This is a genomic window from Altererythrobacter aquiaggeris (assembly GCF_037154015.1).
In the GTDB taxonomy this organism is placed as follows: Bacteria; Pseudomonadota; Alphaproteobacteria; order Sphingomonadales; family Sphingomonadaceae; genus Aestuarierythrobacter; species Aestuarierythrobacter aquiaggeris.
Genome location: NZ_JBANRL010000001.1, coordinates 1,364,998 through 1,379,974, shown reverse-complemented (window position 1 = coordinate 1,379,974; position 14,977 = coordinate 1,364,998). Strand labels below are relative to the sequence as shown.

Annotated in this window: 14 protein-coding genes; 8 read left to right on the top strand and 6 right to left on the bottom strand. The window is 56.9% G+C overall.

Annotated elements, in window-relative coordinates; all coding sequences use genetic code 11:
* Positions 1–8: 8 nt before the first annotated feature.
* The 3 genes from WFP06_RS06725 to dusB are packed head-to-tail and all read right to left on the bottom strand — an operon-like array spanning position 9 to position 3,480.
* Entirely contained in the window at positions 9–1,421 is a 1,413-nt protein-coding gene (locus WFP06_RS06725) for a sigma-54-dependent transcriptional regulator (RefSeq protein WP_336986453.1), read from the bottom strand.
* Positions 1,418–2,467: a two-component system sensor histidine kinase NtrB gene (locus tag WFP06_RS06720; protein ID WP_336986452.1), complete on the bottom strand. Its 1,050-nt coding sequence runs from the start codon at positions 2,465–2,467 to the stop codon at positions 1,418–1,420. The genes WFP06_RS06725 and WFP06_RS06720 overlap by 4 nt, the downstream gene beginning before the upstream one ends.
* Positions 2,464–3,480 carry a tRNA dihydrouridine synthase DusB gene (gene dusB, locus WFP06_RS06715; protein WP_336986451.1) on the bottom strand — a complete coding sequence of 339 codons (1,017 nt, stop codon included), beginning with the start codon at positions 3,478–3,480 and terminating at the stop codon, positions 2,464–2,466. Before dusB ends, WFP06_RS06720 begins: the two co-directional genes overlap by 4 nt.
* 79 nt (positions 3,481–3,559) lie before the next feature.
* On the opposite strand from dusB, the gene WFP06_RS06710 reads away from it, so the two are divergent.
* Together WFP06_RS06710 and WFP06_RS06705 are read left to right on the top strand one after the other, a co-directional pair.
* Positions 3,560–4,708, top strand: a complete 1,149-nt coding sequence (locus tag WFP06_RS06710; RefSeq protein ID WP_336986450.1) for a bifunctional 2-C-methyl-D-erythritol 4-phosphate cytidylyltransferase/2-C-methyl-D-erythritol 2,4-cyclodiphosphate synthase — start codon at positions 3,560–3,562, stop codon at positions 4,706–4,708.
* A gap of 58 nt (positions 4,709–4,766) precedes the next feature.
* Positions 4,767–5,264 (top strand): CinA family protein, encoded by a 498-nt coding sequence (locus WFP06_RS06705; protein ID WP_336986449.1) that lies wholly within the window; start codon positions 4,767–4,769, stop codon positions 5,262–5,264.
* On the opposite strand, the gene WFP06_RS06700 is transcribed toward WFP06_RS06705, so the two are convergent.
* Positions 5,225–5,683 carry a type II toxin-antitoxin system RatA family toxin gene (locus WFP06_RS06700; RefSeq protein WP_336986448.1) on the bottom strand — a complete coding sequence of 153 codons (459 nt, stop codon included), beginning with the start codon at positions 5,681–5,683 and terminating at the stop codon, positions 5,225–5,227. The genes WFP06_RS06705 and WFP06_RS06700 overlap by 40 nt on opposite strands.
* The gene (gene lipA / locus WFP06_RS06695; RefSeq protein WP_336986447.1) at positions 5,683–6,621 is read right to left on the bottom strand and encodes a lipoyl synthase; all 939 of its coding nucleotides are present in this window, start codon (positions 6,619–6,621) and stop codon (positions 5,683–5,685) included. The genes WFP06_RS06700 and lipA overlap by 1 nt, the downstream gene beginning before the upstream one ends.
* 67 nt (positions 6,622–6,688) lie before the next feature.
* On the opposite strand from lipA, the gene WFP06_RS06690 reads away from it, so the two are divergent.
* From WFP06_RS06690 to WFP06_RS06675, 4 genes are read left to right on the top strand one after another with little or no spacing between them, the layout of a single operon-like run.
* A complete protein-coding gene (locus WFP06_RS06690) occupies positions 6,689–7,762 on the top strand; it encodes a sodium-dependent bicarbonate transport family permease (RefSeq protein WP_336986446.1) in 1,074 nt (357 codons plus the stop codon).
* Positions 7,763–7,779: 17 nt separating this feature from the next.
* On the top strand, positions 7,780–8,091 hold the full coding sequence (locus WFP06_RS06685) for a P-II family nitrogen regulator (protein WP_336986445.1): 312 nt from the start codon (positions 7,780–7,782) through the stop codon (positions 8,089–8,091).
* Positions 8,091–8,732 (top strand): carbonic anhydrase, encoded by a 642-nt coding sequence (locus tag WFP06_RS06680; RefSeq protein ID WP_336986444.1) that lies wholly within the window; start codon positions 8,091–8,093, stop codon positions 8,730–8,732. Before WFP06_RS06685 ends, WFP06_RS06680 begins: the two co-directional genes overlap by 1 nt.
* 43 nt (positions 8,733–8,775) lie before the next feature.
* The gene (locus WFP06_RS06675; RefSeq protein WP_336986443.1) at positions 8,776–9,498 is read left to right on the top strand and encodes an NYN domain-containing protein; all 723 of its coding nucleotides are present in this window, start codon (positions 8,776–8,778) and stop codon (positions 9,496–9,498) included.
* A gap of 76 nt (positions 9,499–9,574) precedes the next feature.
* Here WFP06_RS06675 and WFP06_RS06670 read toward each other — a convergent pair whose 3' ends face one another.
* The gene (locus tag WFP06_RS06670) at positions 9,575–11,041 is read right to left on the bottom strand and encodes a hypothetical protein (protein ID WP_336986442.1); all 1,467 of its coding nucleotides are present in this window, start codon (positions 11,039–11,041) and stop codon (positions 9,575–9,577) included.
* A 306-nt stretch (positions 11,042–11,347) separates the two neighbouring features.
* On the opposite strand from WFP06_RS06670, the gene gyrA reads away from it, so the two are divergent.
* A complete protein-coding gene (gyrA, locus tag WFP06_RS06665) occupies positions 11,348–14,134 on the top strand; it encodes a DNA gyrase subunit A (protein ID WP_336986441.1) in 2,787 nt (928 codons plus the stop codon).
* Positions 14,134–14,973, top strand: a complete 840-nt coding sequence (locus WFP06_RS06660; protein WP_336987651.1) for a TauD/TfdA dioxygenase family protein — start codon at positions 14,134–14,136, stop codon at positions 14,971–14,973. The genes gyrA and WFP06_RS06660 overlap by 1 nt, the downstream gene beginning before the upstream one ends.
* Positions 14,974–14,977 lie beyond the last annotated feature (4 nt).

The window sequence follows — 14,977 nt, the reverse complement described above, 5'->3', positions numbered from 1 at the left end:
TTAGAAGCTTAATTACCGCGACTGAATTTGTCAGGATTGATGGACAGATCCTGCAATTTTTTACGTAAGGTATTACGATTGATGCCAAGTTTGCTTGCGGCCTTCAACTGGTTCCCATCGGTGCTTTGCAGGGCATATTCGAACAGTGGTTTTTCGAATGCGGTCAACGCACCATGATACAGGTTCCCGTCTGCGTCCGGATTGCCTGCCAGCCATGCGGCCAGCGCACCCGCAAAACCCGTTTGTGCCGCTTCATTGACTGCGGGTTCGGTCAAAAGGTCAGCGACAGTGCCTGAATCGATCACTTCATCTCGTGCCAGCAATGCCAGGCGGTAAATCACATTCTTCAATTCTCGCACGTTTCCGCGCCATTTTCGGCCCGAAAGTGCATCCGCCGCACTGCGATGAAGGATTCGTCGCGGCAGGCCCTCACCTTCGGCAAGTCTGAGAAAATGTTCCGCCAGAGCTGGAATATCATCAGCACGTTGACGAAGTGGCGGCAGGTCGATCGGAACGACGTTCAAGCGGTAGAACAGATCTTCGCGGAACTGTCCGGCCGCAATCATCGGTGCAAGATCACGGTTGGTCGCAGCTATGATCCTGACATCGACTGCAATGTCGTCAGCACCGCCAACCCGGTTAATCGTGCCCGACTGCAAAGCTCTCAGCAGCCTTGTTTGCGCCTCGATCGGCATATCGCCGATTTCATCGAGGAATAACGTGCCACCCTGGGCTTGCTCGAACTTCCCGATCGATCGTGCGACGGCGCCGGTAAAAGCACCCTTTTCGTGCCCGAACAACTCGCTTTCTATAAGTTCGCGGGGAATGGCCGCTGCATTGACCGTGATCATCGGGCCGCTGCGGCGAGAGCCCAGCTCGTGGATGGCCTCCGCAACCAGTTCCTTGCCCGTGCCGGATTCGCCAAGGATGAGGACAGTCAGGTCATTACGCAAAACGCGTGTAATCATCCTGAATACGCCCTGCATGGCTTTACTTCGCCCGACGAGCGGCAGGCTGTCGTTTGGATTGTCTTGTGCGGCGGACGGGGCCGCGCGCTGGGTCACCGCCTGCTCGACCGTCCGCACCAGTTCGTCGAGATCGAACGGTTTGGGGAAATATTCAAAGGCGCCCGTATCACTTGCGCGCACGGCAGTATCCAGCGTGTTTTGCGCGCTCAGGATTATGATCGGCAGACCGGGATAATTCGCGGTTATGGATGCCAGGCTTGAAATCCCGTCTCCATCGGTGAGAACGACGTCGGTCAGCATGACATCGAAATGTTGCGAGCCAAGCAATTCGTCACGCCCGGCTATGCTTTCGCTATGCGCGACCGAATGGCCTTCCTCTTCCAGAGCGGCGGTTATAACCATCGCAATCGACGGATCGTCTTCGACCAACAATATATTGGCAGCACGGTTCATGGTGCGACCGGCAAATGCAGGCGAAAGATGGTCAGTGAATTTCTCTCGTCACGATCGTGCGCAATGCGGCCGTTCATGTCCCGCACCAGCTTGCTGACCAGCGCGAGGCCTAGTCCCTGCCCGTCTTTGCGGGTGCTGACAAACGGTTCGAAAATGTGATCGCTGACCGATTTATCCACCCCTGCACCATTGTCGATAATGCTGACCTCGATCGGCAGCTGGATAGACCGGCCAAGACGCAGGACATTCAGCTTTAGCCCGCTGGCAAATCTGGTACGAACGGTGATCCGCGGCTCCTCGCTCGCCGCACAAGCGTGCATGGCATTGCTCAGAAGGTTTATCAGCACCTGTTCCAACGCATCCTGGTTTGCGTGAACGCTGGGAAGCGAGGGATCGAATTCTTCAGTCAACGTAACCGGCTGCGCATCGGCGGTTTCGACAACCGCTCTCGCTCGTCGGATAGCCTCGTGGAGATTGCATGCACCTGCGGGCTCGGGCATCTCGCTGCCCAAGGTCTGCATCCGGTCGATCAGCGAAGCGATCCGGCCGACTTCCCGGGTGATGAGTTTTGTCAGATCGAGTTCTTTGCCCGCCAGTTTCCGGCCGAGCAACTGGCTTGCGCCGCCTATCGCCGCCAGAGGATTCTTGATTTCGTGCGAAAGGATGGCAGGCGCACGCAGGATCGAACTTTCCATATCCGGTGATTGCGCGTTGCCGTTTTCCGCCTCCGACAGGGTAAGCGCCTGCCACCCCTCTTTACCGAGCAGCGGTGATAGCGATAAATCGAATTTCCTTTCGGGAAGCTCGCCAATCGAAATGACAGCGCCATGTGCCAGCAACTCGCCGTCCGATGCCGCAACACGGTCAGCCAGCTTGTGGTCTGCGAATGTCAGTACATCGTTGATCTGTCTGCCGATCAGCCGCTTCGTGCCGAGCGTGGTGAGATGTTCTGCAGCGGGATTGGCGGACGCAATGGTCAAATCCGGTTTGATCGTGAAAATGGCAAGCGGCAGGCTGGCGACCAGTCGTGCCGCAGCGCCGGTCATGCTGCCCGTCGCCGCAAAAACGGATCGTAAAACCGTTCAATCTCGCCCAGGACTTGCTCCGGATCTTCGATGAGCATGACCTTGTTGCGGAATTCCGCACTGCCATGCAGCCCCTTGGTGTACCAGCCGATATGTTTTCGTGCGACTTTGGAACCGACCATCGTTCCGTAATGATCAAGCATGGCGCGGTAATGTTCGACCAGCAATGCATACTGGTCATCGAAGGTGGGGCTATCCAACTGCTCGCCAGTTCCAAGCCAATGCATAACCTGTCCCAGCAGCCACGGTTTGCCGTAGGCGCCGCGCCCGATCATGATCCCGTCAGCCCCGCTTTGCGCCAGCGCCTGCGCGCTATCATCGATTGTGTTGATATCTCCGTTTGCGATCACAGGCACCGAAACCGCGTCCTTCACCTTGCGGATAAACGACCAGTCCGCATTGCCGCGGTACATCTGGCAACGCGTGCGGCCATGAACGGTAATCAGTTTCGCGCCCAGATCTTCCGCAATATGCGCCAGTTCGGGTGCATTCAGACTATCGTGATCCCACCCCATACGCATCTTGACCGTCACCGGCACGTCAACAGCTTCCACAGTGGCTTTGATCAGGCTGGCTGCAAGCGGCAGATCACGCATCAGGGCGGAGCCGGCATCGCCGTTGACGACCTTTTTCACCGGACAGCCCATATTGATGTCTATTATTGCCGCCCCGCGATCGGCATTCAGTTTCGCGGCTTCAGCCATTTCATCGGGGCTACAGCCGGCCAGTTGAAGCGAAACAGGCTCTTCGGCAGGATGCCACGCCGCCTTTTGCAATGACTGCCGCGTTTCGCGGATCATTGCCGGGCTGGCGATCATTTCGGTCACATTCAGGCCTGATCCGAACCGGCGCACCAATGTGCGAAACGGCATATCCGTAACACCTGTCATCGGTGCCAGAACCACCGGACAGGCGATTTCAACAGGTCCGATGTTTATCGGTTTGAACGCTGGAGGAGTTGGAAGTTTCGTCATTATGTCAATGTGTGCCTAAAAAACAGGCAGCGCTTAGTTGATTGCAGTCCGTTGGTCCAGAGATTAAGCGCCGCAAGACATGAGCGAAACACGACCCCTTCCCCCTTTCTCTGCAATAATTGTTGCGGCAGGCGAGGGATTGCGCGCCGGGCAGCCGGTACCCAAACAATTTGCAAACTGGCGCGGAAAGCCCGTCGTATGGCACTCGGCAAACGCCTTTGCGTCCGCGGGTGCATCGCCGATTATCGTCGCAATCCCGGATGGAGCCGAGCGTCTCGCAAAAGCTGCGCTTGCCGGCCTGCCCGGTATCCGGCTGGTGACAGGGGGCATGACGCGCCAGGAATCGGTTGTACGTGCGTTGGCGCTTGCGGAAAACGATGCTCCGCAGCTGGTTCTGATCCACGATGCGGCCCGTCCGGATCTGGGCGACGACGTCATCGCGCGTCTGCTGGGCGCTTTGCAGCACCATCAGGGTGCCATACCTGTGCTACCGGTGGTGGACAGTCTATCAGTGGACGAAGCGGGGATTATGAGCGGAAGTGCCGAACGCGATAGCCTGCGAAGGGTCCAGACACCGCAGGGGTTTGTGCTCGCCGATATTCTGGCGGCGCATAAAAGCTGGAGGGGCGAACGCGGCGCCGGGGATGATGCACAAGTGGCGCACGCGTTCGGGTTGAGTGTTGTCCACGTGGCGGGCGACGAAAAACTGCACAAGCTGACATTTGCGGAGGATTTCTTGCCCGATAAACTAACGCTGAGGGTCGGGACAGGTTTCGATGTCCACCGCCTGGTTGAAAACGAGGAATTGTGGTTGTGCGGTTTGAAGATCGAACATTCGCATGGCTTGTCCGGCCACAGCGATGCCGATGTGGCGCTGCACGCTGTGGTTGACGCCATGCTGGGCGCGGCAGGTGCTGGAGATATCGGCGATCATTTCCCGCCCGACGACCCGCAATGGAAAGGCGCAAGTTCGGATCGCTTCGTCGGCCATGCGCTTCTGCTTTTGAACAAGGCCGGGTACCGTGTCGGCAACGTCGATTTGACGATCATTTGCGAAGCGCCCAAGATCGGTCCACACAGAGCCGCCATGCGCAGCAAATTGGCAGAATTGCTCGACGTGCATGCAGACTGCGTTAGCGTTAAAGCGACGACGACCGAACGGCTGGGGTTCACTGGACGGGGCGAAGGTATCGCAGCGCAGGCCGCGGTTACGATTTTACTTAATTAAGAGGACGCGTCATGAAGCGATCAAATGCCATTCACGCCTGCTGCGCCGGTTCGATTTGATGCGTGAGACCGTGTTACCGGTGCAAATTGAAAAACTGGCGCGCAGGGTTGTCGAAGAAAATTCGGCGCTTGGACGAACAATTGTTCTGGCCGAAAGCTGTACCGGCGGCCTCGTGGCTGCAGCACTGACCGAAATTCCGGGATCATCCGCTGTGCTGGACCGCGGCTTTGTGACATATTCCAACGAATCCAAGATGGAAATGCTCGAAGTGCAGCCCGATATAATCGAGGCATTGGGCGCTGTATCTGTCGCCTGCGTCTGGGCAATGGCTCAAGGCGCGCTGAAACACAGCAACGCTGATATTGCGGTCGCGGTCAGCGGTATTGCTGGTCCTGATGGAGGCAGCGATCTGAAGCCAGTCGGGACGGTCGTATTTGCTAAAGCGGTTCGCGGAGACGAGCAGCCCGAATCGGAGATGAAGTTGTTCAGCAGCGCCAACCGGGCGCAAGTCCGCCTTCAGGCCACCGTTTGCGCGTTGGAGTTGCTGTTGCCATAAAGCGCGTGGGCGCGGTCTTCGAATGCCGCCATCATTTTCCGAAAGGCGCGGTCGAAATACTGGCCCGCCAAGGCTTCGAAGACACGGTTGTTAAAGGTAAAATCGACACAGAAATCCACTGTGCAGCCGCTGTCTGCGGGCATGAAAATCCACCGGTTGCTGAGGTCCCGCATAGGTCCGTCGATATATTGTACTTCCAGCCTGGCCGGCCGGTCCTTAATGACCTTCGAAGTAAATTTTTCGCGCAAGCTGTTGAAACCCACCAGCATATCCGCCAGCATTTCGGTTTCACCGTCTGACTTGACGCGCGTCGCGACGACCCAGGGTAGAAATTCAGGATAGCTTTGCACATCGGCAACCAGATCGAACATCTGTTCGGCCGAATAAGGCAATTGGCGGACCTGGTGAACGCCCGGCACTAGCGAGTTTTCGCAGCGGCCTTGGCCAGCTTCGTCTCGCGCGCCAGACGCATCTGTTCGAAATCATCTCCGGCATGATAGCTCGACCGGGTCAACGGGCTGGAAGCGACCTGCAGAAAGCCTTTCGCACGCGCTATGGAACCAAAGGCGTCGAATTGCTTGGGGGTCACAAAGTCTTCGACAGCCGCATGTTTGGGCGTTGGCTGCAAATATTGGCCCATTGTCATGAAATCGATGTCTGCGCTTCGCATATCGTCCATCACCTGATGAACTTCCAGACGCTGTTCACCCAGCCCCAGCATGATCCCGGATTTCGTGAAGATCATCGGATCATGCGCCTTCACTTCTTCGAGCAAACGCAAAGACGCATAGTAGCGCGCACCGGGACGAATAGTCGGATACAATCTTGGAACCGTTTCGAGGTTATGGTTATAAACATCTGGTCCAGCTGCACAAATGGCTTCGACAGCCGGGCGCATTTTGTTGCGGAAGTCAGGTGTCAGGATTTCGATTGTCGTGTCGGGTGTCGTCCTGCGTAACGCTTCGATCACCTTTACGAACTGGCTTGCTCCGCCATCCGGCAGATCGTCACGGTCCACGCTGGTCACCACGATGTGTTCCAGCCCGAGCTTGGCGGCAGCAACGGCGGTATGCTCTGGTTCGAGCGGATCGACCACTCGCGGCATGCCTGTTTTGACATTGCAAAACGCACAGGCGCGGGTGCAAACATCGCCCAGAATCATCACCGTTGCGTGCTTTTTCGTCCAGCACTCGCCGATATTGGGACAGGCTGCTTCTTCGCAAACGGTGTTTAATCCCAGATCGCGCATCAGTTTGCGGGTCTCATTATACCCCTTGCTGACAGGAGCTTTTACGCGAATCCAGTCAGGTTTGCGGGCGCGCGCCGGGCGAAGCGAAATGTCGGTCTGTATGGCCATTGAGGATCACGTAGCGGTCCGGCCCCGCCGCTTCAATAGCTGCAACGGGACGGATTGAAGTTTCAGGATGGCTGATTGGCCTGCCTGGCGCCAATCTCCCTTCCCCGGTGGTGCAGAAGCCGCGCATTACAATATGTGTTCCATTGCCATGGATACCAGCCTGGGTAACAACGCTGCGATGATTCTCGAAACGCTCGCCTCGCCCGTTGTCCTGTTTTTCGTGCTGGGATTTCTTGCGGCTGCCGTCCGGTCGGACCTGTCGATCCCGGACCCGATCGCCAAGGCCATGTCGATTTATCTGATGGCTGCGATCGGCCTGAAGGGCGGCGTCGAAATCGCCCAGACCGGGCTAACCGAAACAGTCATCTTTGCCGCCATAGCAGGCATGGCCCTGTCGTTTCTGATGCCGCTGATGGTTTTTGCAATATTGCGACTGGCTAAGACAGATCCGATCAACGCGGGATCGATTGCAGCGCATTATGGCTCAGTCAGTGTTGTGACTTTTGTGACAGCGGTCGAATTGCTCAGGGGGGCCGGCTTGGACAGCGATGGCTACATGGTCGGGGTTATGGCTCTTATGGAAACACCGGCAATCATCACCGGCTTGCTCCTCGCTCGGCGGTTTTCAGATAAAAGCGAACCGGAAGCACAAACCGGATCTGGCGGACTTGCGCAGGAAGTACTGACCAATGCGTCGGTTATGCTGCTGCTCGGAGCGTTTGCAATCGGTTGGATAGTGGGCGGCGACGGCTATGCGCCGGTCAGCCCGTTCTTCACCGCCGGTTTCAAAGGGGTTCTATGCCTGTTCCTGCTTGACATGGGACTGGTCGCATCCCGGCGTTTGTTTGAAAGCCGTGCACTTACCCCTGTCCTTGTCGCAATCGCCGTGGCCTTTCCGATCGTTAACGGAACCATCGGTGTTGTGGTTGGCACTGCAATCGGATTGGGCATCGCCAATGCAGCAATTCTGGGGGTGCTGGCGGCGAGCGCATCCTACATTGCGGTGCCTGCCGCCATGCGATTGTCATTGCCCGAAGCCAATCCGGGCATATCGCTTGCAATGTCGCTGGGCGTCACGTTTCCCTTCAACATAATTCTGGGCATTCCGCTGTTTGCTGCGGTCGCCCGCGCGCTGGGCTGAGGAACCAAGGAACGATTATGGCCGTAACTGTCACCCGCAAACGGATCGAGATTTTGACCGATACCGCGCTCCTGCCCCGCGTGATTACGATGATCCAGCAGGCCGATATTTCTGGCTATAGCATCGTCCGCGTCGCTGCTGGCGGATCGCGTTCGGGCAAGTGGCGAACGGACGATTTGACCGGAGCGTCGGCAAAATCGATGGTCATCGCGCTCTCGTCGGCAGAAAAGGCCGATAGTTTTGTCGCTGCAATCTCACCGCTTTTGTCCGCGCAGGGGTTCTTGCTGACGATCGGCGAAGTCGAGGTGATTAGAGGGGAGCGTTTCTAGTGCCCGAGTTTGCCCAACTGCTCGAAGGTTATCGCCGCTTTCAGAAAAACGCATATGCCCAGCAGCGCGAGCGATATGACCGGCTTGCCTCACATGGCCAATCGCCCAAATTGATGGTTATTGCCTGTTCGGACAGCAGGGTTGATCCAGCGCAAGTGTTCGATGTCGATCCCGGACAGGTTTTTGTCGTCAGAAACGTTGCGGCATTAGTCCCTCCCTATGAAACGACACCCGGATTGCACGGCGTTTCTGCAGCACTCGAATTTGCGGTAGAAGTGTTGAAGGTGCGCCAGATCGTCGTGATGGGGCACGGGATGTGCGGCGGGTGCAAGGCTGCACTCACGCGCGACCTTCACGGGACCGAGCCTGGCCACGGCGGCTTCATCGCTAATTGGATTTCCATGCTCGACAGCCGCCGCGACGCTGTGATTGCGAGACACGGGACTACGGGACCAGAAGCGGAACGCGCGATGGAGCATGAAGGCGTGAAGGTCAGTTTGCAAAACCTGCGGACATTTCCCAATATCAAGCAGAAAGAGGCGGAAGGATCTCTGGTCTTGCGCGGGACGTTCTTCGCGATTGCCGACGGTGTGCTGCATTTGCTGGATGAGAAATCGGGCGAGTTCGCACCGGCTGACTAGAACGCTGGTTGCATGGCGGCGGACAGCCTGTATCGATAGCCGGATGAGCACAGAAAATCTGAAAAACATCGCCTTGCTGATCGATGCTGACAATGTCACGCATCGCGGCATCGACCCTGCCCTCACGGTCATGGCTGAGCTGGGTCAGGTCAACATCCGCCGGGCCTATGGCAACTTTGCAAAAGACAATCTGGCACCGTGGGACAAAATCACCAACAAATACGGTATCAGGCCGCAGCAACAATTCGACGTGACGAAAGGTAAAAACGCGACCGACATGGCGATGACGATCGATGCGATTGATTTGTTATACCAGGGCAAGGTTGACGGGTTTGGCATCATGACTTCGGACAGCGATTTCACACCGCTGGTTACGCGTCTGCGACAGGACGGGATAATCGTTTACGGCTTTGGCGAGGCGAAAACGCCCGAGTCGTTCAAATCGGTTTGCACCCGGTTTATCGATGTCGCAAAACTCATCGCAAACAACGCTGACGACGATACACCCAGCGGGAAGCGTGAAGGCGTGTCCAGAGCCGCTTTGGACGATGATCTGATGGAGCTGATAGGAGCAGCTTACAAGGAGGCGAAACGTGACGAGAAAGGTTTCGCCAAGCTACAGCAGGTCGGGCAGATTGCGGGCAACCGGTCAAGTTTCGATGTGCGGAACTACGGCTATAAAAGCCTGTCCGAACTGTTTGCCGCCCTGGACAATTTCCAGCTCGAACGCGCGGGCAGCCAACTTCTGGTGCGGCGCCTCAGATAGTAAAATATCGGACCGATACAAAAACGGCGCGAACCGCAGTTCGCGCCGCATTGTTCACGCTGTAATCAAATAACGATTACATTGTCGTGCCGGCAGAAGACTGCTGGTTCTTCGCATAGGTTGTCCACAGGTTCGCAAGGCTTTTGTGCTTGCCTGTAACGCGCGAGAATGCCTCGCGCGCGCCGTCAAAGTTTTTCTGATCCAGACGCGCAATTCCAAGACGGATAAGCGCGGTATCGATATCAGCTCCGCCCCTGTTTACGACCAGCTCGAACATCTCCTGAGCGGTGACCGGGTCACCCAGAGAAAGCGCCGTGTTGGCCAATGAACTGGCCACTTTGGCGTCGCTGGAGGCGCGGGCACGGTTGGACTTGTCGTTCAGATACTGCCTGTCCGACCCGGAGTTGCTCTTTGTCTGCGAAATCGCTTCGGCAAGTTCGGCACTTGTCAGCGCGCCTGATGCGATTGCCGCATCGATGATCGATTGTGCTTCGGTGGGATACAGTGACGGGTTGAGGCCGCGCAAATAATCACGGAACTCTCCGCCGCGGCGCAGCGCATTCGTTCTCATCAGCAAACGCATCGCATCAACCGATTCGGCCTCGGTGTAGCGGCTGTTCTCGACGATTGCGGTTGTCGCGAACGACCAGTTTTCGGGGCTGTTTTCTTCTGCGAGAAGTTTCGCGATGGCACCGTTCAGTTCGTCAGCCGACATATCGCCAGCGGTTTGGCGCGGGACGTTGTCATAATAGCGGCTCGAAGCTTCTGAAGGGAACCTGTCGTTCAACAAAGTGACCAGCTTGACCACCTCGTAAAATTTGCCGCCGTCATAGGCATACTTCAGCGCGCCGGTAATCGCGCCCTCGTCGACCAATGCCGGATTGCTTTGGGACAGATCCAGAATAGCCTGCGTGCCACCTGCGATGTCACCTGCGCGAAAATAACTTTCGCCAAGCACAGCCACGACACCTGCTCGTGTCCAACCGCCATCGATCGCCCGGCGGACATATGTCTGCGCGGTTGACCAATCATCTTTCTGAAATGCGATCGACCCGACAAACCAGTTATACTCTGCGACCTTTTGAGGCGGGGTCTTGCCCGACTCAAGCGACATCAGAATACCTTTTTGCTGATACTCCGGATCACCGGCTTTCACGCCCCAGTTCAGCGTGTATTGACCGGCGGTGTAGCGATCGTCGACAGTCTCGGCCGCAGCATTCATGGCAGCGATTTTGGTCAGGATGTCGGTTTGGGAAACCAGCTGGGCTCTCAATGCCGATTTCGCGGCGTCATCAGCCGTAGAAATTTGCGCGACTATCGCTGCCAGTGCTGGATCATTGTCAAGTTTCTGCAGGGCTTCGACCGCTGGTGTACCGGCCTTTTCAAATTTCTTCGAATATTTCGGCTTGTCCTGGGCATAGGCCGCAGGCGCGATGGCCGAACTGGCTGCAAATGCGCCCGTTGCCAAAGCGATTGCCAACGCCAGATGAGACGCGGGGCGAAGGGACGAGCGCTTCTGCGCTGAGGATTGATTGCGGATCATAGTCAGTTCTCTCCTGAAACCGGGTTATTATATATCAATTAGCATCCAAGGGGAAAATTGTTCCGGCTTTCCTGCCGGGATACACCGTCTATTGCAATCAGCGGTGTAGGATTATGTGTCTGAATGACGATTGAATGTCGCTGGCCGGCGGGGATTTTCGGGGGATCGGTCCGATCGCGGAAGCATATGTGGAAAACGGCGGTCAATAGCTGACGGCAATGCACCCCTGACTCGCTAACACACGCATCTTGCTCTAGTGATACAAGCCTGATCAGGCCCACTGCGGCCACGTTTTGAAAGTATCATGTGAGCGACGAAAACGACATTCTCGAACCCGCTTCTCCGCTAGGGGAATTTGAACGCATCGACATCGTCGACGAGATGAAAACAAGCTATCTCGACTATGCGATGAGCGTGATTGTTTCGCGCGCGCTGCCCGATGTCCGCGATGGCTTGAAGCCGGTTCACCGGCGCATTCTGTTCGCCAGCCAGGAGGGCGGCTTCGTTGCGGGCCGCGCCTATCGCAAATCGGCCAAGATCGTCGGTGACGTGATGGGTAACTATCACCCGCACGGCGATAGCGCGATTTACATGGCTTTGGCCCGGATGACGCAGGACTGGTCGATGCGCCTGCCGCTGATCGATGGTCAGGGCAACTTCGGTTCGATGGACCCCGATTTGCCAGCGTCCATGCGTTACACGGAAGCCCGGCTTGCGAAGGTCGCCAATTCCTTGCTCGACGATCTCGACAAGGACACGGTCGATTTTCAGGACAATTATGACGGCTCCCGCTCGGAACCCGTTGTTCTGCCGGCCCGGTTCCCGAACCTTCTTGTCAATGGCGCAGGCGGTATTGCTGTCGGCATGGCAACCAACATACCGCCGCACAATCTTGGCGAGGTGATCGATGGCTGCCTGGCGTTCATCGAGAACCCCGGAATTACCACCGAAGAATTATTCGAGATAATTCCCGGACCGGACTTTCCCACCGCCCCCATCATTTTGGGTTCTGCAGGCGCTAAATCGGCCTACACGACCGGCCGCGGGTCCATCCTGATGCGCGCCCGCCATAAGATCGAACAAACTCGCGGCGATCGCGAGTCAATCGTGCTGACTTCGATCCCGTATCAGGTGGGCAAATCAGCACTGGTTGAAAAAATTGCCGAGGCTGCAAAGGACAAGCGGATCGAAGGTATCTCCGATATTCGCGACGAGTCCAACCGCGAAGGTGTCCGTGTTGTCGTCGATCTCAAGCGCGATGCGACTGCCGAGGTGGTGCTGAACCAGATTTGGCGGCACACCCCTGCCCAGTCAGGTTTCCCTGCCAATATGCTCGCCATTCGCGGCGGCCGGCCTGAAACACTTTCGCTTCGCGATATTATCGAGGCGTTCATCCAGTTCCGCGAAGAAGTGATCACCCGGCGGACCAAGTTTGAACTCAACAAAGCGCGCGACCGCGCCCATGTGTTGCTTGGTCTGGTTGTCGCAGTTACCAATATGGATGAAGTGGTCGCGATGATACGCGGTTCGTCCAACCCTGCCGAAGCGCGGGCGAAATTGCTCGCGAAAAAGTGGCCGATCGGCGATATCGCGCAATATATCCGGCTGGTCGAGGCGATCGAACCGAATGCCGATCAGGCAGGCGGGACGTATCAGCTGTCCGAAGTGCAGGTTAAGGCAATCCTCGATCTGCGCCTGCAAAAACTGACTGCCCTTGGCCGCGACGAAATCGGCGACGAATTGAAAGAGCTGGCGGTTGCAATCGAAGAATATCTTTCGATCCTGGGCGACCGCGTAAAACTGTATGGCGTAATGCGCGAAGAGCTCGTCGAAATCCGCGAGAACTACGCCACGCCGCGTGTGTCCGAAATCGCGCCGGCATGGGATGGTCTGGATGACGAAGACCTGATCGAGCGGGACGAGATGGTCGTGACGGTCACTTTGGACGGCTATATAAAACGAACGCCGCTCTCGACCTTCCGGGCCCAGCACAGGGGCGGCAAAGGGCGCGCCGGGATGGCCACCAAGGACGAGGATGCAGTCAGCGAAATGTTCGTTACCAGCACCCATAATCCGGTGCTGTTCTTCTCGACCAGTGGCAAGGTTTACAGGCTGAAAGTCTGGAAGCTGCCTGAAGGCGGCCCGACCACCCGCGGCCGCCCGATCGTAAACCTGCTCCCCGCATTGGATGATGGCGAAACAATCCGCACGGTTTTGCCATTGCCTGAAGATGAAGAAAGCTGGGGAGCGCTCACGGTCGTGTTTGCAACCGCCAAGGGCAGCGTCCGGCGCAACAGCATGGACAGTTTCACCAATATTCCCTCGAACGGCAAATTTGCCATGAAATTCGATGAACAAAGCGAAGACCGTCTGATCGGTGTCGCTCTGCTTGAGGCGGGTGATGATGTTTTGCTGGCAACAAGGCTGGGCAAGGCGATCCGTTTTTCCGGCGAGGATGTCCGTGAATTCGTGTCGCGCACTTCGACGGGTGTCCGCGGAATGAAGTTCAAGGAAGCAGGTGACGAAGTGGTGTCGCTTGCGATCCTTCATTCTGGCACAGCCACGCCTGAGGAGCGCGACCAGTATTTGCGAAACGCCCCCTGGAAGGCTGATGCGGATGCGCCTGCGCTTTCGGATGAACATCAGAAAATGGCGGATGAGGAGCAGTTTATCCTGACCGTCTGCTCTAACGGCTATGGCAAGATTTCATCAGCCTACGAATATCGCTGTGCCGGACGCGGGGGTATGGGCATTACAAATATCGATAACATCGCGCGTAATGGCCCTGTCGTGGCAAGTTTTACGGCGACCAAAGCTGACCAATTGATGCTCGTTACCGATCAGGCCAAGCTGATCCGCATCGGGCTTGCCACCATGCGGGTGATCGGGCGGGCCAGTGCCGGGGTCAAACTGTTCGACGTCGCGAAGAAGGAAACGGTCGTCGGGGCAGTCCGGCTTGACGAGCAGGAAGAACCGGAAAACGAGGCGGAGGAGGCAATCATCGAGGAGATCGTGGGACGTGATGCGAACGTGACCACTCCGGTTACAACGCCTCAGTCCGACGCGGATATCGGAAAAGATCCGCCTGAGTGATGCTGACTGTCCACCCGTCTGGCGCGTCGTGCGGTGCCAGCGTTAGCGGAGCCGATCTGTCGGCTCCGCTGGACCCCATGACAATCCGCGAGATACGCAACGCATGGCTAAAGCACCGGGTTCTGGCGTTTCCGGACCAGCATCTGGATAATGATGCGCTCGAACGTTTTACAATCGCAATGGGCGGTTTTGGTAAGGATCCGTTTTTTGATCCGATCCCGGGCCGCCGGCATATTGCCGCTATCAAGCGGGAAGCAGACGAGAAAACGCCGTTATTTGCCGAGAATTGGCACAGCGACTGGAGTTTTCTTGCCAGGCCCCCAGCCGGGACCTGTCTGACTGCATTGGAGATACCGCCACAGGGCGGTGATACGCTTTTCTCGGATCAGATAGCCGCATTTCACGCTCTGCCTGAAGTTCGCAAGTCCGCGTTGCGAACGCTTACGGCAATTCATAGTGCGCGCGGAGCCTACGCACCGGATGGAGCATACGGCGACAAGGACGAAGGCCGCACGATGGCAATCCGTCCGGACAAAAGCGCGTTCGGCACGCAGGAACACCGCTTGATACAAAAGCATCCCGAAACGGGCGAGGAAGCAATTTTCAGCTGTCTGGGTTACATCATCGGTATCAAGGGGTTGCCAGACGCTGACGCATTCGAATTATTGGCAGAGCTGATCGAATGGCAAGGCCGCGAGCAATTTATCTACCGCCATAGCTGGTCGGAAGGGATGTTGGTGATGTGGGACAACCGGTCGGTCCTGCACAAGGCCACTGGCGGTTACGAGGGGTTCAGGCGAAAATTGCACCGAACCACGATCGCGGCCTGGGATGGTTAGCAAA

What these genes read in the sequence shown, in the direction of transcription:
- WFP06_RS06725 (WP_336986453.1), bottom strand. Translation starts at nt 1,421, where the DNA reads ATGAACCGTGCTGCCAATATATTGTTGGTCGAAGACGATCCGTCGATT.
- WFP06_RS06720 (WP_336986452.1), bottom strand. Translation starts at nt 2,467, where the DNA reads ATGACCGGCGCTGCGGCACGACTGGTCGCCAGCCTGCCGCTTGCCATT.
- dusB (WP_336986451.1), bottom strand. Translation starts at nt 3,480, where the DNA reads ATGACGAAACTTCCAACTCCTCCAGCGTTCAAACCGATAAACATCGGA.
- WFP06_RS06710 (WP_336986450.1), top strand. Translation starts at nt 3,560, where the DNA reads ATGAGCGAAACACGACCCCTTCCCCCTTTCTCTGCAATAATTGTTGCG.
- WFP06_RS06705 (WP_336986449.1), top strand. Translation starts at nt 4,767, where the DNA reads ATGCGTGAGACCGTGTTACCGGTGCAAATTGAAAAACTGGCGCGCAGG.
- lipA (WP_336986447.1), bottom strand. Translation starts at nt 6,621, where the DNA reads ATGGCCATACAGACCGACATTTCGCTTCGCCCGGCGCGCGCCCGCAAA.
- WFP06_RS06690 (WP_336986446.1), top strand. Translation starts at nt 6,689, where the DNA reads ATGGCTGATTGGCCTGCCTGGCGCCAATCTCCCTTCCCCGGTGGTGCA.
- WFP06_RS06685 (WP_336986445.1), top strand. Translation starts at nt 7,780, where the DNA reads ATGGCCGTAACTGTCACCCGCAAACGGATCGAGATTTTGACCGATACC.
- WFP06_RS06675 (WP_336986443.1), top strand. Translation starts at nt 8,776, where the DNA reads ATGAGCACAGAAAATCTGAAAAACATCGCCTTGCTGATCGATGCTGAC.
- WFP06_RS06670 (WP_336986442.1), bottom strand. Translation starts at nt 11,041, where the DNA reads ATGATCCGCAATCAATCCTCAGCGCAGAAGCGCTCGTCCCTTCGCCCC.
- WFP06_RS06660 (WP_336987651.1), top strand. Translation starts at nt 14,134, where the DNA reads ATGCTGACTGTCCACCCGTCTGGCGCGTCGTGCGGTGCCAGCGTTAGC.